The organism is Auritidibacter ignavus, assembly GCF_003703835.1.
Taxonomy (GTDB): Bacteria; Actinomycetota; Actinomycetes; order Actinomycetales; family Micrococcaceae; genus Auritidibacter; species Auritidibacter ignavus.
In genome coordinates this window covers 1-17,500 of record NZ_RDQR01000006.1, presented here as the reverse complement: position 1 = coordinate 17,500, position 17,500 = coordinate 1, and the positions used below count along the sequence as shown (strand labels likewise).

The window sequence follows — 17,500 nt, the reverse complement described above, 5'->3', positions numbered from 1 at the left end:
ACCGTCGTCGCCCAAGTCGATGACGGAGATGTCTCCGAGGTGCGGGGTGCCCGCCCAGTGACGCGTGAAGACGCGGATGGGTGGGGCATCGATCTCGGAGAACCAGATCGTCTCCCCGCCGGTGGCGTGCTCGACGGCGAGGTCGAGACCCCTGTAGCCGGAGAACAGCGACCCGACCCGCAACGGACGGTTGACGTTCTCGTCGTTCGGCTCGCGCATGGGGACTCCGGCAGACCGGTGGGCCCCGGGCGTCATCCTGCGACTCCTTGATCGGGCTGGTCATCCGCCAGGTGCTCGGATCGCCTCCTGCTTCCAACTTCGCCTGAACCGGCCCGGCTCATGCTACATCGTTCTTTCCGGCCTCGCCTCAGAGCCACCAGCAGGCGGGTCTGGTAGGAGGTTTGGATCGCGGCGTGCTCCACCGCGGCGACGGCGGTGTCGAGCTCTTCTGAGGGTCGGGGCGGTCAGCGCGATCAGCCCGGCTTAGCGCAGTACGCCGACGACCAAATACGCCCAGTCATAACGGCGCCTACCGGCTGTTGCACTGGCGTTGTCTGTACGAGGGGCATCTTCTCGTCGGGGCACGTGCTCTGGCCCTCGCTCCTGCAACGCGGAGCGTCAGACATAACTCCATGACCTGTACACGGCGACTGCCAGTCGTCGCCATGGACAACCAGGCGCCACCGATGCCGTTTCATATGGCACCCGTTCCGATTCGACGCATCTTAGAGAAGGGCGTACTTTCAGCGCGCATTGACAGGTATGGCGCGCCCGAGTCGGATGAGGTTAGCTGGGTCGTAGTGGTGCTTGATGTCGACAAGGCGCTGATAGGTCTCGGGTTCGTAGCAGGCACTTGTGCTCAGCTCGGTGGCATTGTCTCCGAACAAAAATACAGTGCTCGACTGGTCGCCCCGTGCGCGAGGTCTTCGACCAGGGCGGACTATTCGTTCGCGAGGTCGTAGCGTACCTGCCGGGCGATCGGCGTGATTATCCGGACGACGTAAGTCGCATGAGGGTGGCCGATCGCGTTGTCACGCTCTGGCTTCCGCGTGGCGACACAGCGGAGGTAATGAACCTGAAGGAGCATGTAGTTCCCGGTCTCCGCATCGATGCGTGCCATGACGGTCGCGGTGGGGTCCAGTGCCACGGTAGTCACGTCATCACCTTCATAGCCGCGCGAGTTTGCCGGTTCGGCGAATACCTTGCTGCAGTCGGCGTAGGATATCAGGTAGATGTTGTCCTCGACCGGTCCGCAGTGCGTCAATCGCGGAGATACATGTCCGGGGGGTCGGTGCAGATGACGAAGAGGCGCAGGGTCCGCTTGCATCGGACGCGTTCCGGCAGAGTCAGAAGGTCGGGGAAGGTCTTGAGCGACAATGAGGAGGGGAGTTGGTTGGGCACGCCGGTGGTCCACTCCAGGTTACGGCTGACGATCTCAGGGAATCGCTCAGGGGGCGAAGCTCAGTGCGCCGGCAAGTATTTGGTCGACGGGAAAGAGCTGGAGCTGCAACGCGGTGACTATGCCGAACCCGGTGACGCGGTCGGTTGCGTATTTCATACTGCCGGATGAGTGGTCCCACGCCACCTCCAAGGCTGTAGCCGGCAACATCCACCGTTGGTGCGCTACCGTTGAGTGGGGTCAGGCCGTGGCGTGTGGCCTCGCGCGCGACCGCCTCCGAAGTTGTTCCACCGCCGACTCGAGCCAGCCGTACGTCCGGGTCGATATCCACAAGCGGGAGTCGTCGGGTGCTGACGGGGCGAGGCCGATGTCCGAGTGGCGTCCGTGCCCGGCGGTCCAGGCCCGGTGCAGTGCCGGTAGCGCCGTGGTCTTGCCGGCCCCGGCTGGGCCGACGAGCATATCGAGTACCCGATCTGAGTGGGCAAGGTTCGAGACTGTGGCGATCTGGTCGACGGACTGGAACCGGGGCCCGTTCTCGTCGATGAAATGCTCAGAGAGAGCACGGTCGAACTCCAGGGTCAGCCGGAGTGATTCGGCTTCGGCCCGTTCGATGATCTGATCAAGGAGGGCCATGCGGTCGTTGGTCGTGGTGAAGCGCACCCCCATGAGCTGCCGTATCGTCTCGGCGTGGATGTTCCACCGGTTCCACACCGGGTGCCGGTTGGCGACCGCCATCAGCACCACCGTCGCAATATCAGCCACCTGTTCCAGGGGGCACATCGTCGGCACGCAGCCTCGCCTCAGCCGGGGTGTGTGCGAGGAGATGTTGCGCCCACGTCGTCGCGTCCTCGCCCAGCAATCCGGTCGCGCGCCAGCGCCACTGAGTAGTGAACTCGGCCAGAGAGTGCAGTTCCTTGACCGGCCGCGTCTCCAGCGTTGCCTGCTGCCGCAATCGGGCGATCGTCGCCGGGCTAGGTTCGCGTCCGTAGGTGACGATGTACTCGGCAATGAGCCGATCTTCCGTTGCTTCGATGCCCTCGACCCCGTCGGTTCCAGTCGTGCGTCGGGAGAACCCAGCGATCAGTTCAGTGGGCACACCGTCTATCTCCCAGCCCGTGTTGCGGTCCTTGCCTCGGTCGACCGGGGACCAGGAGACACCGAGCAGCCGGGCAGTGTGATCCGTGAGGAACGCGTTGTAGCTTGTCGACAGCGACACGGTGGCCTTGTGCAGGCGGCGCGGGAGTCGTAATGATCGAACGCAGTGGCAATCACTCCGCTGATCGGCATCCTCACGATCTCGCCTCGGCCGACGCGGGTTGAGGTGACCCGTTCTCCAAGAATCGCGATGGTGTCGCGCATGGCTGCGTGATGCGCCTGTGAGATGAGGGCTTGCGTGCCCGCGTCAGCGACACCTCAGAGAGCGCTCAGCGACTTCGGCGGGGAGAACGTGAGGTCGAACCCTACAACGGCGTTGCGCGGCTTCTTCGCAATCTCTTCGCTACGGCTTTCCTCGATGGCTGCATCCCGTTGCGCTGGCGACCGGTCCGGGTCGAGCTGCGCAATGCGGGCGGCGATGCGCTCGCGCGGGGTTGCAGTTTCGGGAATGGGTGGCCGAGCCGTGTGCCGGTGATTCGATGCAGGCCGTCACCGAGAAGCCGTGCGAGCTGGTCCTCGGTGACGGCCTCGCCGTCGGCAAGTCCGGTGCCGTGGTCGTCTTCGAGGCTTGCCAGCCTTGAGCCGATCCAGGTGCCGCGCGGGCACTCGGATTCGGTGTAGTAGCGGGTTAGCGGGGTGCCCACGTCGCGGTCGCCGTCGCCTGCAGCGACGGAGGACAGGAGATACTCGTATCTGCGGCCGGCCGACATGACGCGGATCGTCATCACCACGGCGGCTCCCTTCCGAGGCTGGCCTCTGGAGGGTCGCCTCAGCGGGCAGGTGCGCGCGGCACGCCGGTTTGCACTACGGTGCCAACTGTGTGGGTGGATCTGATCGTGATCAATGTGCAGTAGCTAACGAGGGCTACACTGCACAGAAACAACTGATTGACCAGCTGCGACAGCTGAGCTTGTAGGCGGACTAACGCGCGGAGTCCACAGTTCTCGGAGAGGAATCGGCAGCGGCGCATGAGGCGCCGGATGCGGGACAGGCTCCCTCAGGGAGCTAGAGCGCGTGCCTCCAGGATATGCGGAGATGGCTCTTACCGTGCCACACACCATGAGAATCCAAGTAGGTACTCGTTCCGCGCCCGCAGGGCATCACGATGGTCCGGTGCGCGGTCGCCTCGACCACAGGAGATGTCTCAATAGCGCACGGCAACGCTTGCAAGCCCATGCCCAGCGCCTTCCCCGCGGCTTCCTTCGCAGTCCAGATCTCGGTGGAGATATGCTCCACGTCAGCCTGACACTGTAGCTCCGCGCGCTCGCCAGGAGACCACGCCCAAGCAAGATCGACGCACGCTTGCGAGGTGAGTCGCTCTTCGACGTCGACTCCGATCGGCACATCGGCGACAACTACCGCGGTGAGCGACAAGGAGTGGGAGACCGAGAAGTACTTGCCACTGTGAGCGAGGGGAAAGCTGCGCTCTGAACAGCGGAAATACCTCCTAGCACCCGCTCCAAGCGCCCGCTCGACCAGAAGCGCGGCAACGTCCTCGTTGCCCCTCGTGGGAGTCGTCCACAGGCTAATGGGCGAAGGGGAATTGTGACAGATTATGACACCTCTATCGTAATGTCTTGATGCATGCACATGCAGTAGTTTACATTGATGTATGTACATCGAAGCAAATAGCGAGTGATCGCCAGAGTCCGCTCCGGCTCTCACTCGGAGTACAAAGAAGAGAAGGGACCAGCGTGAGCATGATGGCTACGACAGCCCCCACCCCGACGGCGGGCCTAAACCTGGAGCCCGGGACCATTGTCGAAGGCGAGGACAAGCGCAGCGATGATGTCGCCGGTTACGGATACGGCATCTACCGCGCAGCCAAGAACCGCAGCCTCATCGATGAGTGCGTCGCGATCCTCAATCGCGGAGGCGTAGTAGCACTGGTTCCCACTTCGGCATCAGACGACTACCTGGCGACGATCGTCGAGCAGATCGAACACTTCGCCAGAACACGCTCAGCTTCGACAGACTCTTTGGAAGGCGGAGTCCTCGCACTGCCCACCTCCGGGTCAACGGGGTTCCCCAAGCTCGTCGCCCTGCCCGCCACAGGCCTCACTCAGTTCCTGCACTGGGGCGGCGACTACTTTGGCTTCAACGACACAACCGTGTCCCTGAGTCTGAGCCCCTGGAACTTCGACGTGTCCCTACTGGACACCTGGGCGGTTCTGGCCGCCGGCGGTACTGTGGTCGCGGCTGAGGCAGCCCGCCTCCACCAGGCTCCCTACCTGGTCCGACTGCTCGAACAGCACCGGCCAACATTCATCCAGGTCGTTCCCTCCACTCTGGATGCGCTGCTCAACGCCGTTGGAGACGCGGTGTACCCCTCGGTTCGGGACGTGGTTCTCACTGGCGGCGTCGTTGCACAATCGCTGCGCGCGGCCGCAGCGCGACTTTTCCCAACTGCAACTTTCCATAACGTCTATGGAGCCACCGAGGTCAACGATTGCCTCATCGAGACGCTCTCAGCCGAACAGTTCTCTGAAAGTGAGACCCTGCCGCTTGGCACGCCTATCGCCGGCTGCGAGGTTTTGCTCAACTCCAATGGAATCCACGTACCTCTCCGAAAGAGCGCCGAGGAGGCCCACGGGGAACTACTCGTGCATACGCCGTGGATGGCGCAAGGCTATATCACCGAGGGAACCGTCACGCCCTTACCCGTGGCCGGTGAGGCTTTGTACCCGATGAAGGACCAGGCAAGGTGGTCAAATGGGCAGCTGATGTATAACGGCCGACGTGATCGTCTTGTCAAAGTCCGCGGCCAGCGAGTGAACCTCGAAGAAATCGAGCAGGCTGCGCGTCGGACGGCTCTGGTCGGCATTGCCTGCGCGTGGCTCGAGGTCTCTGACTCCGCAGAAGAACTGCATCTTGCCTACACCGCGCCCGATCACGGCTCTGCCGCAACCGGACTCCAGTTGCGCATGGCAATAAGCGCTCATCTGCCCGCCTTCGCGATGCCGAACAACCTGCATGCCTTCACCGGGCCCCTGCCGTTGAACGGTAACGGCAAACCGGATCTTCCCACCATCAAATCACGAGTAGGGAGTGAGTAACTCATGTCCACCCTCCACAGGGTCAAGCAGTACATCGTCGAAACGTTCGCTACCGACGTCACGGCAGACCAGTTGCCGCCTGATGTCGATCTACTCACGACAGGAATCCTCACCAGCGTCACCACGGTCCAGTTGCTCGGCTGGTGCGCTCGGACCTACAAGATTCCGATCAACACCATCTCAATCAATCCGGACGAGCTGAAGACGCCCGAGGGCATCGCCAGCTTCATCGAGGCCAATCGCACTGACGTCATGGCTTGCTGACCATTACCATCCAATCACCGTCAATTATCACCGAAATCGCCTGAATAAGAGGGAGTACCACCATGTTCACCAAGCCCAGGAACGAAGTTTCCGCCGTCGAGTGGGGCAGTGGCACCAGCCACCGCCTCCTGGTCGAAAAGGACAACATGGGCTTCGCCGTCGCCGACACCGTCTTCCGGTCGGGCACCGAGTCCAAGTTGGAGTACCGCAACAACCTCGAAGTCTGCTACTGCATCCGTGGCGCGGGCAACGTCGAAGACACCGAAGGGAACTTCTTCGAAGTCACTGCCGGCATGGTCTATGTCCTGGATGACAACCAGCCCCACTATCTGCGCGCATCGGACCACGAGGATCTCGAGCTCGTCAGCGTCTTCAACCCGCCGACCCGCGGAGACGAGAAGCGCGTGCTCAGCGCCAGAGACTTCAGCACCTACTAGAGGAGTAGACGATGAGCACGATTCTGACTGACGACCCGTGGTTGGGGTTCCTCGACCACCTGCGCAAGTACGCGCCCACGGCCCCACCCTCACAGAAAGCTGGATTCCCGACGGAACTGTGGAATGCCGCTGCCACGAGCGGGCTATTCAGAACGCTCGCCACCGAAGGCATCGGCAGTACAGGAATGAGCGCCGCCATCAACCGAGTCCGTGAACTCGGGCGCACCAGCCCGGATCGAGGACTGACCTTCTCAGCAGTGACCCAACTGGCCAGTACCATCTACTGCCTGCGCGCATTCGCAGAGCGACAGCTGCGGGATCGCTATCTGCCGGCAGCCGAATCCGGCACCACCATCGGCGGCCACGCGATCACCGAGGCCGAGGCCGGGTCAGACGTCATGAGCACGACCAGCACAGCGATTCTCCAGGGGGACTACTACGTCCTGAACGGTACAAAGAGGTTCATCACCAACGCACCGATTGCCTCGACCTTGGTGATCTACGCTAAGACCATCGAAGACGGCGTCGACAAGGGGCTCTCGGCGTTCCTCGTCGAGACTGGATGGCCCGGCGTCGACACTTCCCAGCCGATGCCCACGGCCGGGCTGAGCACCTCCCCGATCGGGGAGGTCGCGCTGGAGGACGTGAGAGTGCCCGCTGTCAACCGCGTCGGGCACACTGGCGCAGGCCTGTTGATCCTCGACCAGGTCATGAAGCGCGAGATCCTGCTGGCCTTTGCCGGCAACATCGGCGAGATGGAGCAGCTGGTCTCCCGCTCAGTGCAGTACGTCAACGACCGCGAACAGTTCGGGCGCAGCATTGGCAGCAACCAGCTGGTGGCAGACCGGATCGTCCAGACTCAGATCGCCATCGAACTGGGCGGAGCCCTGCTGGAATCCATCGCGGAACGACTGGACGGCTTCGAGGACTTGACCGTTCCGATCGCCGCGGCCAAGGTCTTCATCAGCGAGGCCAACGTCGACTCGGCGATCAACGCCATCCGCGTCCATGGCGGCAACGGATACCTGACTACGTCACCGTTGGCGAGCAACCTCCTCGATGCCATACCCGGAGCGATCTACTCCGGATCGAATGACCTCCTGCGCACGAAGATCGCCACCATGTTGGGAGTGAACTCATGATCGCTCGCGAACCTCAGCTGACCCAGGCGACCGCCGTGTTCGACTATGACGCCCCGAGCGTTACGCAGTTCGTTGAGGACGCTGGCTGTTACAGCGTGGCGAACGTCGCCAATTCCGTCGAGCGTCTCCACGACGCCGTGCGCGACACCATCGACTACAACGTCTTCAACGTCATGCTGAACACGGACCTTAGCGCCTCGGACGTTGTCGATAAACCTTTCGGCTTCTGCCTGCACAAGAGCATCCTGTTCGTCGCTGGCTGCCGCAAGCTCGGCGTGCCCGCCGTGCTGTGCTCCGACGTGGTCACCAACCACGTTGCCGACGCGGCGATGCACGAACTCGTCGGAGGTGAGGAGTTCCTGCACTGGTACGCACGGATCTACCTCAATGGTCGGTGGATCAAGGCCGCGCCCATCTTCAACACGCTGCTGTGCATGCTCTACGGCATCGATGTCCTCCGCTTCAATCCCAGCGGCGACGCCATCGAACAGCGCAACAGCGACAGCACCAGGATGATTTATCGCGGCGAGCAACGCTACTATGTCGATCCGAACATGGACGAACTGCTCACGCTCATCGCGACCAAGCACCCGAAGATGGTCACCGATCACGGCCGCACACCAACCTCACTGAGCCTGGCCGCAACGACGCTGCCAAACTAGAAAGGAGAAGACACGTGTGGAAATACGACGGTTGGGAATCCGACTTCAAACTCGGGATCGTCACCCCTCACGCCGACATCGGCCCGGAGGCCGAAGCCCAGGCGATGCTCGCCGGCACACGAAGCACCATCCACGGAGCACGCGTCGACTTCAGCCCGATGCACCCAGGCGGGACCATCGACGAGAAGATCGCCCATGACCCGGTCATGCAGTTCATTGCTCCAGAGATCATCGACCGCACGGTCGACAGCCTCTCCAGCTCGCCCTTGGACGCCATCGGACTGGCCTTCACCAGTTCCTCGTTCAAGATCGGAGCAGACCGCGAGCAAGAACTGCTCATGCGCCTGTCAACGGTCAGTCACGGCATCAAGCTCGACACCACGGGCACCGCGGCCACTGCCGCGATCCGAAAGCTGGGTCTGAACAAGATCGCCATCATGGCGCCCTCCTGGTTCGACGACGAGCTCTGCCGAGCCGGCGAGGCCTACTTCCGAGACCACGGCATCGACATCGTCTCCGCAACCCCCAGCGGTCCTACAGGAGGCCCGCTGACCATCACTCCGGCAGCCACCGCCGCAGCAGTGGACGAACTGGTCGCGACGACCGGCGCTCAGGCCGTGTTCATCGCCGGCAACGGACAGCGAGCTATCGGGGCGATCGATCATCTCGAGTCCACGCTCGGCATCACGATGCTCACCGCTAACCAGGTTTTGCTGTGGGCCAGCCTCGACGGAAGCGGCCTGAGATCCCAGGTGGAAGGATACGGTCGCCTCTTCTCCGAGAGGTGAGCTGCGCGAACGCACATGGTAGGGTTATGTGCATGTACACGGATCATTCTGAGCAAGCACATACCCCCCCGACGCGCAACCTCAGCGCGGCATGGTCGCAGGTTGTGGCCATCGTCGCCGCAGTGGATGCCACACTGGGTAAATGGCTCGTTGACACCTACGGAATCGGACTCACCGAGTATCGTGCAGTCCTTCACCTAAGCAGAACCGCGGAGCGGGAGCTACGTATCCACGAGCTCGCCCAGAAGGTCAGCTTAAACTCAAGCTCCGTGACCAGACTCGTTGGGCGAATGGAGGACAAGGGGCTGGCGTTCCGAGACACCTGCCCCGACGATGGACGCGGGGTCTACGCGGTCATCACTGAGAAAGGCCTCAAATCCGTGGAGGAGATCCGCGACCCCTACGATGCGAAAATCAGCGAACTGCTCTGCGACGCAGCCAAGCAGTACCCACAGCTAGATCTGGCCGGCCTTGACCACTCCTTCGAGGCGATCAGCAAGCTTACATCTTAGCATTTGGCGCCCTCGAGCGAGAAGGGCCACCTTTTACCCATATAGATGCATGCACATGCAGTAACATGATTGAAAGGACCAGCACTATGACCACGAAGATCGATGTCTTCGTCGATTACGTCTGCCCGTTTTGCTTCCTCGTTGAGGGAGCGATCGAGGAACTCAAACGGGACCGTGATGTCGAAGTGACCATCCGGCCGTTCGAGCTGCGACCGGATCCCGTTCCCACCCTGCGCCCGGAGGACGACTACCTGCCACGGATCTGGAGAGACGCCGTCTACCCGATGGCCGAACGGCTTGATGTTCCCATCAGCCTGCCGACCGTATCTCCCCAGCCGCGCACGGAGAAGGCATTCATGGTCCTGCAGCTGGCTCAGGAGCAGGGCAAAGCCGAGGAGTACTCCAAGGCGATGTTCAAGGCCTTCTTCCAAGATGACTGGGACATCGGCAAGGATCCCGTGATCCTTGACGTGGCAGTCTCGGCCGGCCTCGATCGGGAGGAGGCCGAACAGGCTCTGCACAGTGAGGAACGACGGGCCAGGCAGCAAGCCGATCAGAACTATGCGGTCAACACCGTGGGCGTCACCTCTGTGCCAGGCATCGTGGTCGAGGGCCAGTTCCTGCGCGGGGTACCCAGCGGCGCGCGGCTAAAGAAGACTGTCGACACTCTGGCCGAGGGCGCGACGGCCGCCGAGGCCCGATCATGAGCACCATCCCACCGGACGTTCTCATTCAGGCCATGAACGAGGCGGTCGTAGTGGGTGTTGAGCACGTCGAGGCCGGAGGGCTGCCCTTCGTTGGCGTGCTCGTCGACAACAGCGGCGTCATCTCTGATTTTGGAGTCAACCGGGTCAGGGAAACCCGTGACCCGACCGCCCACGCCGAGATCGTCGCTATGCGCGAAGTGCTCAACTCTGATGACCGGGACGACCTCTCCGGCACCACGCTGGTGGCCACGGGCGAACCCTGCGGACTGTGTTATCGCTTCGCTATCGATCAAGGCGTGGATGCCATATACGTCGCCGTCGATCGCGACGCCGTCGCCGAATGGGGCTTCGACTACCGCACCAGCTACCTCTCGCTCGGCATTACTGATGAGCTTCGGTCCACCGTCTTCAACTCCTTTCCGGCCGAACGAGGCAACGAACCGTTCGCTCGCTACTTTCACACACACAGATCAACAATGGACGCTGACCAGCGTTCGAATGCACCTTTGAAAGGACATCCATCATGAGCTGGCTCTACCTCGGAATAGCCGTCATCTTCGAAGTCGCCGTTGGCATCTCCGCCGGAAAGGCGCAGGGCTTCACCAAGCTTTGGTGGAGTATCGCCACCCTCGTCAGCGGAGGCATAGCCACCTTCTTCCTCAGCCTGGCCCTGCGGACCTTCGACGTCGGCGTCGGCTACGCACTGTGGACCTCCTTGGCAGGAGTCGGCATCGTCGTCCTCGGCGCGCTCTTCCTCTCCCAGAAACTAACCTGGAAAAAGCTCCTGGGCATTGGCGCCGTCATAGCCGGTGTTGTCGGCCTCAACCTTGCTGGCGCCGCTTAATCCCACGCCTGCACTATCACCTTCAGAAAGGATCATTCTCATGGCTACCACTGCCAATCATGAGACCACCACTCCGACAGACATTGAGAAGAAGGCTGGCGCCTGGCTCGCCCTCCTCCTCGCCGGAGGATTCGAGGTTGGATACGCCCTGAGCGTGAACGGAAGCAATGGTTTCACAAACCCCACATGGTCCCTCGTGGCCATCGTGTTCTTCCTGTTCACTCTATTCTTCCTCAGCGTAGCCCTGAAGAGAATCGATGTCGGCATCGGCTACGCTGTCTGGGCCGGCATCGGCGCGGTCGGCGCCGCCCTGCTGGGGCCAGTCTTCTTCGACGAGACACTCACCCTAATCAAGGGGTTCTGGCTCGCAGTCATTATCGGCGGTGTCATTTGGCTCAAGCTCGCTGACAGTCCAAAGCTCTCGGCGAAGTCAGACAGTACCTCCAGAGCGGCTACGGAACTGCACAAGTGACCTCAGCGCGGCCCAGCTCCTACGGCATCGTAGGTCGAATAGCGGTTGCGGGCTGTGGTGGTTTCGCCGCGTTCTATACCTTCTACACCACAGCATCAAGCGCTCTAAACGAGTCAGGCATCTCATCTGGAGCACGAGTAGGCATAGTGATGCTCGTCGTCGTTGCCGTCCAGCCGCTTCTTATCATTGGGCGGAGATGGGTCAGGAATCGCCGCGTTGCCGTCATGCTGGCACTGGCGGCTATGGGCTTGGGCAGTGCGATCCTCCCCTTGATGAACCAGTGGCCAGGATCACTACTTCTCGGCCTTGGCTTCGGCGTCTTCGTGGTGATGAGTACCGTTTGGGTCAAAGAGCAGGCAGCATCTGACCAAACCGGCCGCGCCCTCGGCACCTATGGCTTTGGCTCAGCGGTGGGCGGAGCGCTCGGAGCCCCGATAGGCCTCTATGCTGCCGAGCTAGGAGGGCAATTGGCCGTAGCGCTCGTCGGGAGTGCCTTCGCGCTGAGCGCATTGGTCCCGGCAGGGCAGGCGAAATCGCCCACCGACAACCGTTCTAATCTACAGCTGGGCAGCCCGTCGGTGGAGCTCGCCGCGCCTGATTCTCTGAAACGCTCGCGGACTTTTTCTACCGCCACTATTGTCATCACCAGCCTGGTGGGTCACCTTTTCGCCGTGAGTCTCTACGCCGCCGTTCTGTCCTCAGTCGGCGACACAGAGGGTACGTGGCTACCGGTTCTGGCTGCGTTGATGGTCCAAGTGTGCTTGGCGCTGGGTCGCCTGGTGGGAGGCCGCCTATCTGATCGATATCCGCCGCTTGCCATCCTTGTGACAGCAGCCGGAATCCTTGCCTTATCAACGATGGTCTTCTCTGTCGTTCTCTCTCGTCTGGGCATACTCCTAGCCGTTGCAGTCATCGGATTTACGTCTGGGGTAGGTCAGACGGCAGCGCTGACCGCCATGATGCGACGCGCCCGCACGTCCAGAAATACGGAGATGGCCAGTGCAGGATGGAACATCGCCTTCGACGCTGGCTTAGGTATCGGTGCACTCGCTGCTGGATGGGCCTTCTCTCAAGGCTAGGTCACTTTTAACATCACCTTTCCGAACGAGCAATCAAGATCATTCAAGGAGGAACTCAAAGTGTCTAAGAAGATCATGGTGTCTATCGGTATTGACGTTGACGCCGTCGCCGGGTGGCTTGGCTCGTATGGTGGGCAGGACTCACCTAGCGATATCTCGCGTGGAATGTTCGCGGGTGAAGTCGGGGTTCCTCGGCTGCTCAAGCTGGCACAGAACCGCGAGATTCCAGTGACATGGTTCTGGCCGGGGCATTCGATTGAGACGTTCCCTGAGCAGTTTGAGAGGACGCTTGCGGCTGGACACGAAGTAGGTATGCACGGGTACAGCCATGAGAATCCACTGTCGATGACGAGGGAGCAAGAAACGGAGGTGGTCGACTACTGCCTGGAGTTGTTTGAGTCGCGCATGGGTGGGCGACCGGTGGGATACGTAGCCCCGTGGTGGGAGTTCTCGAGAGTCACTAACGAAATCCTGCACGAGCGTGGATTCCTGTACGACCACTCACTCATGCACGACGATCACACTCCTTACTATGTGCGCGCCGGCGACGAGTGGACACCGATCAACTTCGATGCGGCTTCGGCCAAGGAGTGGATGAAGCCTCTGGAACGCGGGACAGAGACAGACCTCATCGAGATTCCAGCAAGCTGGTATCTCGATGACCAGCCGCCAATGATGTTCGTCAAAGGAAGCGCGAACAGCCACGGATACGTAACTCCCCGAGCGCTCGAGTCGCTGTGGAGGGACCAGTTCGACTGGGTCTATCGCGAAATGGACTACGCAGTCTTTCCGATGACGATCCATCCCGATGTAAGCGGTCGCCCACAGAATCTATTGATGCTCGAGCGGTTCATCGAGCATATGTCAGAGCACGACGGTGTCGAGTTTATGTTCATGAAGGACGTCGCGACAGACTTTAAACAGCGATTCCCCCGCGTTCAAAAGTGATTGGCCACAATAAGAAGGGAGGGGCTCATCGCTCTAATTGGGTATCGAATGATAGTCGACCGTTTTTTGAGAACCCGGATTCACTGTTGTCAGCTTGCCACGATTGCAGACCTGCATTTGCGTAGCTCTGTTCGTCCGCGCAGGTTTCGCTCCAGCCGACGTGTACTCCATGTGCTCAGCGGGCGGTGTCCGCCTGAGGCCAACGGTCGCAATGGCAGCAATGGTTACCTAGCTGTTCCAACACTGCACGAAGATCCGTCAGCCTAATTTTCTCTGCACTACCCACGCCCAAATGAATAGGCGATGAAGCTCCCGCAGCCTGGGAGGGAGAGCAAGAATCCATCAACATATTGAACATTCACACACCCCTTCCCGACTTCGAGTTCGCGCCAATACTTGCGAGAACGAAAACCCTCCATAGGCCGATAGGTCCGACAGCATATGATTGCACCAAACTTATCGTTATCTGTGATGGATCAGCTTTCCTCACCGTGAACTCCAATCGGCGGGCTGTTAATGCCGGTGATGTTGTCTTGCTGGGAGCAGGGGTCTTTTGCGGATCCGACCCTGAGCCACAAATCCTAACGAGCACCGTCTATATTGACCCAGACTATGCACCCCACCAGCTTTACTGGCAGTACGTCAACGTCATTCGAGACCGATTAGATACGCAAGATTTCGCGGATATCATCTACGCCGATCCCGCTCAGGTTCGCCACCTCGGCGAGGGGCGGGTTGGGCTACTGATGCCCTGGGTAGATGAAATTGTGAAACTGAGTCTGGACCCACACGGACTTAGTCTCCACGCTCACCGAATGCAAGTACTGTGGTTCTCGATCCTTGATGTCGTCGTGCTGTTCGTGCAAGTTACTCCAGTGCGGATCTCGCCCGGGTAGCGCGCAAGCACGTTGCCGACCCGACCACGGCATAGAAAATTCTCTGCAGTTCGAGCAGAAGCACTACAAGCCGCGGACCTGATGAGGCAGAATCTTGCGCACTCGTGGACCTGTGCAGAACTCGCGTCAGCCACACCCCTGTCGGCTTCGCGATTCAGCCAAGTATTTGTGGCGGCGTTCGGCAAGACCCCGCACGCGTGGCCGACGATGTTGCGTGTCGAAAAGATGGCTCGCTTGTTCCGAGATACAGATGATGCGATCCACAGCATACTCCGACAAGTTGGATGGGCGAGTCGAGGACATGCGGCACGTCTCTTCCGCCAGATCATGGGCATGAGCCCAAGCCGCTACCGTGCACTCAAGCGCACCGAGCAACAAGCCTTCTGACTGGTTCTGATCTGACGGATCTCGGTCCGAATATTCGGATCATTCGCACCATACGGCACATGGTTCCTTGTTTTACGACTATGCCGGTGTATACACCAGGTGCTCCGACGGACTTGGCGGCCAACCTCCTCATCCACTGACCGTCTCGACCGTTGGGCGCCCTGGCTCACCTCACAGGTGACCAGTCGGGAGGAGACCACACGGTGCGAACACGGAACTACGCGCGGACCATCCGGCAGTGCCCGAGCGTGCCCTGGCACGCTCCCAATCACCGGTGCTGGCACCCGGATCGAGCTCACGCTCATGAGGTCCAAACGCAACGCCGTGTCGAGAGCGCTCCAGAACGTGGGGGCATCGGGATCGATTCCTGCTGCCGCGCGCGAGTTCGCCCGCATGGGCGTGCTGGTGTTCGTGTGCGCTCCGAACGGGAAACACCCGATCACGCCGCAAGGCTTCCACGACGCGACAACCGATCTGAATCAGATCGAGGAGTGGTGGCGGACTCCGGGGTGGGCGAATGTGCTGCGACAGGAGATGAGAACAATGACCTCGGCACTGCGGGCCGCGGACCTGTCATTCACCGAATGGCTGAGCACCGGACAGATCGCCGTCATCCTCCGCTCCGCCTACGATCCCGCGATCGCCTCGACCCTGGACCGTCATGGCGACCTGGGCCAGGAACTGGCCACGGCCGGACTGGTCGCCGTGAACGAGGCCTGGGGGCATCTGCGCACGGACTCCGCCTATCACGCGGTGCTATGGGTTTCGGAATGGCCCAGGTCTCTCGTCCACCCAGGCTTCCTCGCCCCGGTGTTGCTGTCGACGGGAGTGCTGCGGTCGTTCTCCCTCATCGTCACGCCGATGCGCACCGATCAGGCCGCCCGCGATATCCGCAAGAAGAAGGTGGAATACGTCTCGGACGACGCCCAGCGGGCCCGGATCGGGCAGATCGAGGACGCCTCCCAGAACGCGGAGTACCAGGAGCAGCAGACCGACCTCACCGCCGGGCACGGGGTGTTGCGCTACAGCGGTCCCGTCTCCGTGACCGCTGACACGCTTGAGGATCTCGATGCGGCGGTCTCGGCGATCACCAAGGCCGCGATCCAGTCCTCCTGTGAGACCCGCAAGCTAGTCGGACAGCAAGCGAAGGCGTTCACCGCCGCTCTGCCACTGTGCCGACAGGTCTGACGAGTCGGGTGTACCTGAGGGGCATCACCGGAGACGAAAGAAGGTGCCGTGATGCCTACGCCTGCCCATCCTGCCGAGAGCGCAGAAGTTGCCAACACTGCCTTGCGAGATCTTGCGGACGCGACCATGGCGGTCAGAGATCCGGACCAGTTGTATGTCGTCATCTCCGACACCCTCGGAGGGGTGCGGGCCCTGGACCGGATTCTGCGCCGACGCGCGGAGGCCCACACCCGTCACCGGGAGCACGCGATCTGGGGTGTATCTAGGTTCTTGGACAGTTTTTTGAGATGAGAGGATCGAGATCATGTTAGCTAGTTGGAGGCGGCAGTTCTGTCCGTAGTTTAGGGCCGAGGCGGTGCAGTTGGTTTTGCAGTCTGACCGTTCGATGGCCCAGGTCGCTAGGGAGTTGGAGATCAATCCCGGCGCTTTGGGTAACTGGGTGCACAAGCACCGGAAGGCCAATCCAGCGCCGCAGCCGTCGCTGAGTCCGACCGATTATGGCAGGCTAGCTGTAATTCCCCGCGAGTGTTCACAACCTCCCGGGGAACTACACCTAGGAATCCGGAAAACCCGCCAAAACTCCAGCCTGAAGGATTTGAGCCCCTTGATTCGAAGCAATGGAACCACATCCTCTACGGAGAACGAGATAATAAAAGTTTTTCGGAAGCGCCGAAGGGCAAGGGCGGCCACTATCCAGGATTTGGGTGGATTTTTGAGAAGGAACGAGGTGTGCCTCGCACTGAGTTCCCTGAAGACTGGTCAAGAGACGATATTGCAGGCGCGATTGAAGAGGTGCTAGATCATGGTGAAGCGCTTGTGCGTGGTCATCGTACGTTACATAGGAAGTCTGTCGACGGTGTTGTTGTGCGAGTTGTGACGAGTCGGCGCAAGAATGGCATGAGATTCATTTCTACGGCACACCCAGAGTAAGATTGATATATGAGGTCCTATTTTGAGATTTTCTCTTCATTGAGGGATATCCTTCTTCCCGTGGTGGGGGATCAAGACACGACTATGGAAATTGCGCTGAGTTTGTCAGAACATAGGGAAATTCCTCTAGCTGTTGGCTTTTGTCTGACCTTGGCTTTAGAAGAAGACGTTCGTGTTCCGATGGAACTCTTGGATGAGGTTGCTCAGATGTTTGATGAGGATGATCCGGATGATGAGATTGCCATCGAGGATATTTCGCGTTTGCGTGAGTTGAATCAGCGAGTGGCATAGATCTACTTTTCACTGCCCCGTACCCGTTTGTGGTGCGGGGTTTTGTTGTGCCCGGTTGCTGGTGTGGTGTCCGGGTTTTTAGTGGTACGCGCCCGTTTTTTAGTGGTACGCGCCCGTTTTTTAGTGGTACGCGCCCGTTTTGCCCGGTCTCTTGATGAGTTGAAGGAAAGGGTGTGGTCGGGTTGTCCGAAAACACTGAACCGTCCTGGGTTTTGTGGCTCTTCACAATCGAGGGTGTAGACGGGGGTCTCGGGGAAGTGGCGCGTCGATAGCTGGATAGAGGTCGAGGCCTTCCGATGATGGAAGTTCCTACACAAGCCATCTGAAAGACCTCGACGTGCCT

General features: G+C 60.6%; 24 protein-coding genes and 4 pseudogenes. 22 read left to right on the top strand and 6 right to left on the bottom strand.

The window, feature by feature from the left end:
* The first annotated feature begins 57 nt into the window (after nt 1-57).
* Nucleotides 58-270: a hypothetical protein gene (locus DYI20_RS12550; protein ID WP_244924654.1), complete on the top strand. Its 213-nt coding sequence runs from the start codon at nt 58-60 to the stop codon at nt 268-270.
* Nucleotides 271-743: 473 nt separating this feature from the next.
* Here DYI20_RS12550 and DYI20_RS12900 read toward each other — a convergent pair whose 3' ends face one another.
* From DYI20_RS12900 to DYI20_RS12895, 6 genes and pseudogenes are all read right to left on the bottom strand, one after another.
* Nucleotides 744-887 (bottom strand): BBE domain-containing protein, encoded by a 144-nt coding sequence (locus DYI20_RS12900; RefSeq protein WP_158278444.1) that lies wholly within the window; start codon nt 885-887, stop codon nt 744-746.
* A gap of 53 nt (nt 888-940) precedes the next feature.
* Nucleotides 941-1,156, bottom strand: a complete 216-nt coding sequence (locus DYI20_RS04625; RefSeq protein WP_147472517.1) for a hypothetical protein — start codon at nt 1,154-1,156, stop codon at nt 941-943.
* A gap of 483 nt (nt 1,157-1,639) precedes the next feature.
* Nucleotides 1,640-2,161 (bottom strand): AAA family ATPase, encoded by a 522-nt coding sequence (locus tag DYI20_RS12545; protein WP_233242846.1) that lies wholly within the window; start codon nt 2,159-2,161, stop codon nt 1,640-1,642.
* Nucleotides 2,154-2,758 (bottom strand): annotated as a pseudogene (locus DYI20_RS12540) (relaxase domain-containing protein). Before DYI20_RS12540 ends, DYI20_RS12545 begins: the two are co-directional and overlap by 8 nt.
* Before the next feature lie 101 nt (nt 2,759-2,859).
* Nucleotides 2,860-3,279 carry a relaxase domain-containing protein gene (locus DYI20_RS12535; protein WP_233242847.1) on the bottom strand — a complete coding sequence of 140 codons (420 nt, stop codon included), beginning with the start codon at nt 3,277-3,279 and terminating at the stop codon, nt 2,860-2,862.
* Between the two features lie 280 nt (nt 3,280-3,559).
* The gene (locus tag DYI20_RS12895; protein WP_110100940.1) at nt 3,560-4,174 is read right to left on the bottom strand and encodes a 4'-phosphopantetheinyl transferase family protein; all 615 of its coding nucleotides are present in this window, start codon (nt 4,172-4,174) and stop codon (nt 3,560-3,562) included.
* Nucleotides 4,175-4,254: 80 nt separating this feature from the next.
* Between DYI20_RS12895 and DYI20_RS04605 the strand changes: the two genes are divergently transcribed.
* The 21 genes and pseudogenes from DYI20_RS04605 (at nt 4,255) to DYI20_RS12175 (ending at nt 17,157) form a co-directional block, all read left to right on the top strand.
* Nucleotides 4,255-5,610, top strand: coding sequence for an AMP-binding protein (locus DYI20_RS04605; protein ID WP_158278447.1), 1,356 nt, complete (start codon nt 4,255-4,257; stop codon nt 5,608-5,610).
* A gap of 3 nt (nt 5,611-5,613) precedes the next feature.
* Nucleotides 5,614-5,874: an acyl carrier protein gene (locus tag DYI20_RS04600; RefSeq protein ID WP_110100942.1), complete on the top strand. Its 261-nt coding sequence runs from the start codon at nt 5,614-5,616 to the stop codon at nt 5,872-5,874.
* Between the two features lie 62 nt (nt 5,875-5,936).
* A complete protein-coding gene (locus tag DYI20_RS04595; protein WP_110111023.1) occupies nt 5,937-6,311 on the top strand; it encodes an ectoine synthase in 375 nt (124 codons plus the stop codon).
* A gap of 11 nt (nt 6,312-6,322) precedes the next feature.
* Nucleotides 6,323-7,453, top strand: coding sequence for an acyl-CoA dehydrogenase family protein (locus tag DYI20_RS04590; protein ID WP_110100944.1), 1,131 nt, complete (start codon nt 6,323-6,325; stop codon nt 7,451-7,453).
* Nucleotides 7,450-8,115 carry a transglutaminase-like domain-containing protein gene (locus DYI20_RS04585; RefSeq protein ID WP_110111022.1) on the top strand — a complete coding sequence of 222 codons (666 nt, stop codon included), beginning with the start codon at nt 7,450-7,452 and terminating at the stop codon, nt 8,113-8,115. Before DYI20_RS04590 ends, DYI20_RS04585 begins: the two co-directional genes overlap by 4 nt.
* A 14-nt stretch (nt 8,116-8,129) precedes the next feature.
* Nucleotides 8,130-8,903, top strand: a complete 774-nt coding sequence (locus tag DYI20_RS04580) for a maleate cis-trans isomerase family protein (RefSeq protein WP_110100946.1) — start codon at nt 8,130-8,132, stop codon at nt 8,901-8,903.
* 104 nt (nt 8,904-9,007) lie between these two features.
* Nucleotides 9,008-9,415, top strand: a complete 408-nt coding sequence (locus tag DYI20_RS04575; RefSeq protein WP_199223087.1) for a MarR family winged helix-turn-helix transcriptional regulator — start codon at nt 9,008-9,010, stop codon at nt 9,413-9,415.
* Nucleotides 9,416-9,501: 86 nt separating this feature from the next.
* Entirely contained in the window at nt 9,502-10,122 is a 621-nt protein-coding gene (locus DYI20_RS04570; protein ID WP_110111021.1) for a DsbA family oxidoreductase, read from the top strand.
* Entirely contained in the window at nt 10,119-10,649 is a 531-nt protein-coding gene (locus DYI20_RS04565) for a nucleoside deaminase (RefSeq protein WP_110111020.1), read from the top strand. The genes DYI20_RS04570 and DYI20_RS04565 overlap by 4 nt, the downstream gene beginning before the upstream one ends.
* Nucleotides 10,646-10,966: a DMT family transporter gene (locus tag DYI20_RS04560; protein WP_110111019.1), complete on the top strand. Its 321-nt coding sequence runs from the start codon at nt 10,646-10,648 to the stop codon at nt 10,964-10,966. Before DYI20_RS04565 ends, DYI20_RS04560 begins: the two co-directional genes overlap by 4 nt.
* Nucleotides 10,967-11,006: 40 nt before the next feature.
* Nucleotides 11,007-11,438, top strand: coding sequence for a DMT family transporter (locus DYI20_RS04555; protein WP_110111018.1), 432 nt, complete (start codon nt 11,007-11,009; stop codon nt 11,436-11,438).
* Nucleotides 11,435-12,517, top strand: coding sequence for an MFS transporter (locus DYI20_RS04550; protein ID WP_110111017.1), 1,083 nt, complete (start codon nt 11,435-11,437; stop codon nt 12,515-12,517). Before DYI20_RS04555 ends, DYI20_RS04550 begins: the two co-directional genes overlap by 4 nt.
* Nucleotides 12,518-12,577: 60 nt before the next feature.
* A complete protein-coding gene (locus tag DYI20_RS04545) occupies nt 12,578-13,465 on the top strand; it encodes a polysaccharide deacetylase family protein (protein WP_110100952.1) in 888 nt (295 codons plus the stop codon).
* A 491-nt stretch (nt 13,466-13,956) separates the two neighbouring features.
* Nucleotides 13,957-14,361, top strand: coding sequence for a hypothetical protein (locus DYI20_RS12530; protein WP_233242848.1), 405 nt, complete (start codon nt 13,957-13,959; stop codon nt 14,359-14,361).
* 81 nt (nt 14,362-14,442) lie between these two features.
* Entirely contained in the window at nt 14,443-14,748 is a 306-nt protein-coding gene (locus tag DYI20_RS12525; RefSeq protein WP_233242849.1) for a helix-turn-helix transcriptional regulator, read from the top strand.
* A gap of 303 nt (nt 14,749-15,051) precedes the next feature.
* Nucleotides 15,052-15,210: pseudogene (locus tag DYI20_RS12850) on the top strand (bifunctional DNA primase/polymerase); the annotation flags it as partial.
* 28 nt (nt 15,211-15,238) lie between these two features.
* A pseudogene (locus DYI20_RS04535) lies at nt 15,239-15,936 on the top strand (SCO6880 family protein); the annotation flags it as partial.
* A 51-nt stretch (nt 15,937-15,987) separates the two neighbouring features.
* Nucleotides 15,988-16,227, top strand: a complete 240-nt coding sequence (locus DYI20_RS04530; RefSeq protein WP_110100954.1) for a hypothetical protein — start codon at nt 15,988-15,990, stop codon at nt 16,225-16,227.
* Between the two features lie 61 nt (nt 16,228-16,288).
* Nucleotides 16,289-16,735, top strand: a pseudogene (locus DYI20_RS13015) (transposase); the annotation flags it as partial.
* On the top strand, nt 16,666-16,866 hold the full coding sequence (locus DYI20_RS13010) for an EndoU domain-containing protein (protein WP_370443909.1): 201 nt from the start codon (nt 16,666-16,668) through the stop codon (nt 16,864-16,866). The pseudogene DYI20_RS13015 and the gene DYI20_RS13010, both read left to right, overlap by 70 nt.
* A gap of 84 nt (nt 16,867-16,950) precedes the next feature.
* Nucleotides 16,951-17,157, top strand: coding sequence for a hypothetical protein (locus DYI20_RS12175; RefSeq protein WP_146206417.1), 207 nt, complete (start codon nt 16,951-16,953; stop codon nt 17,155-17,157).
* Nucleotides 17,158-17,500: the final 343 nt, after the last annotated feature.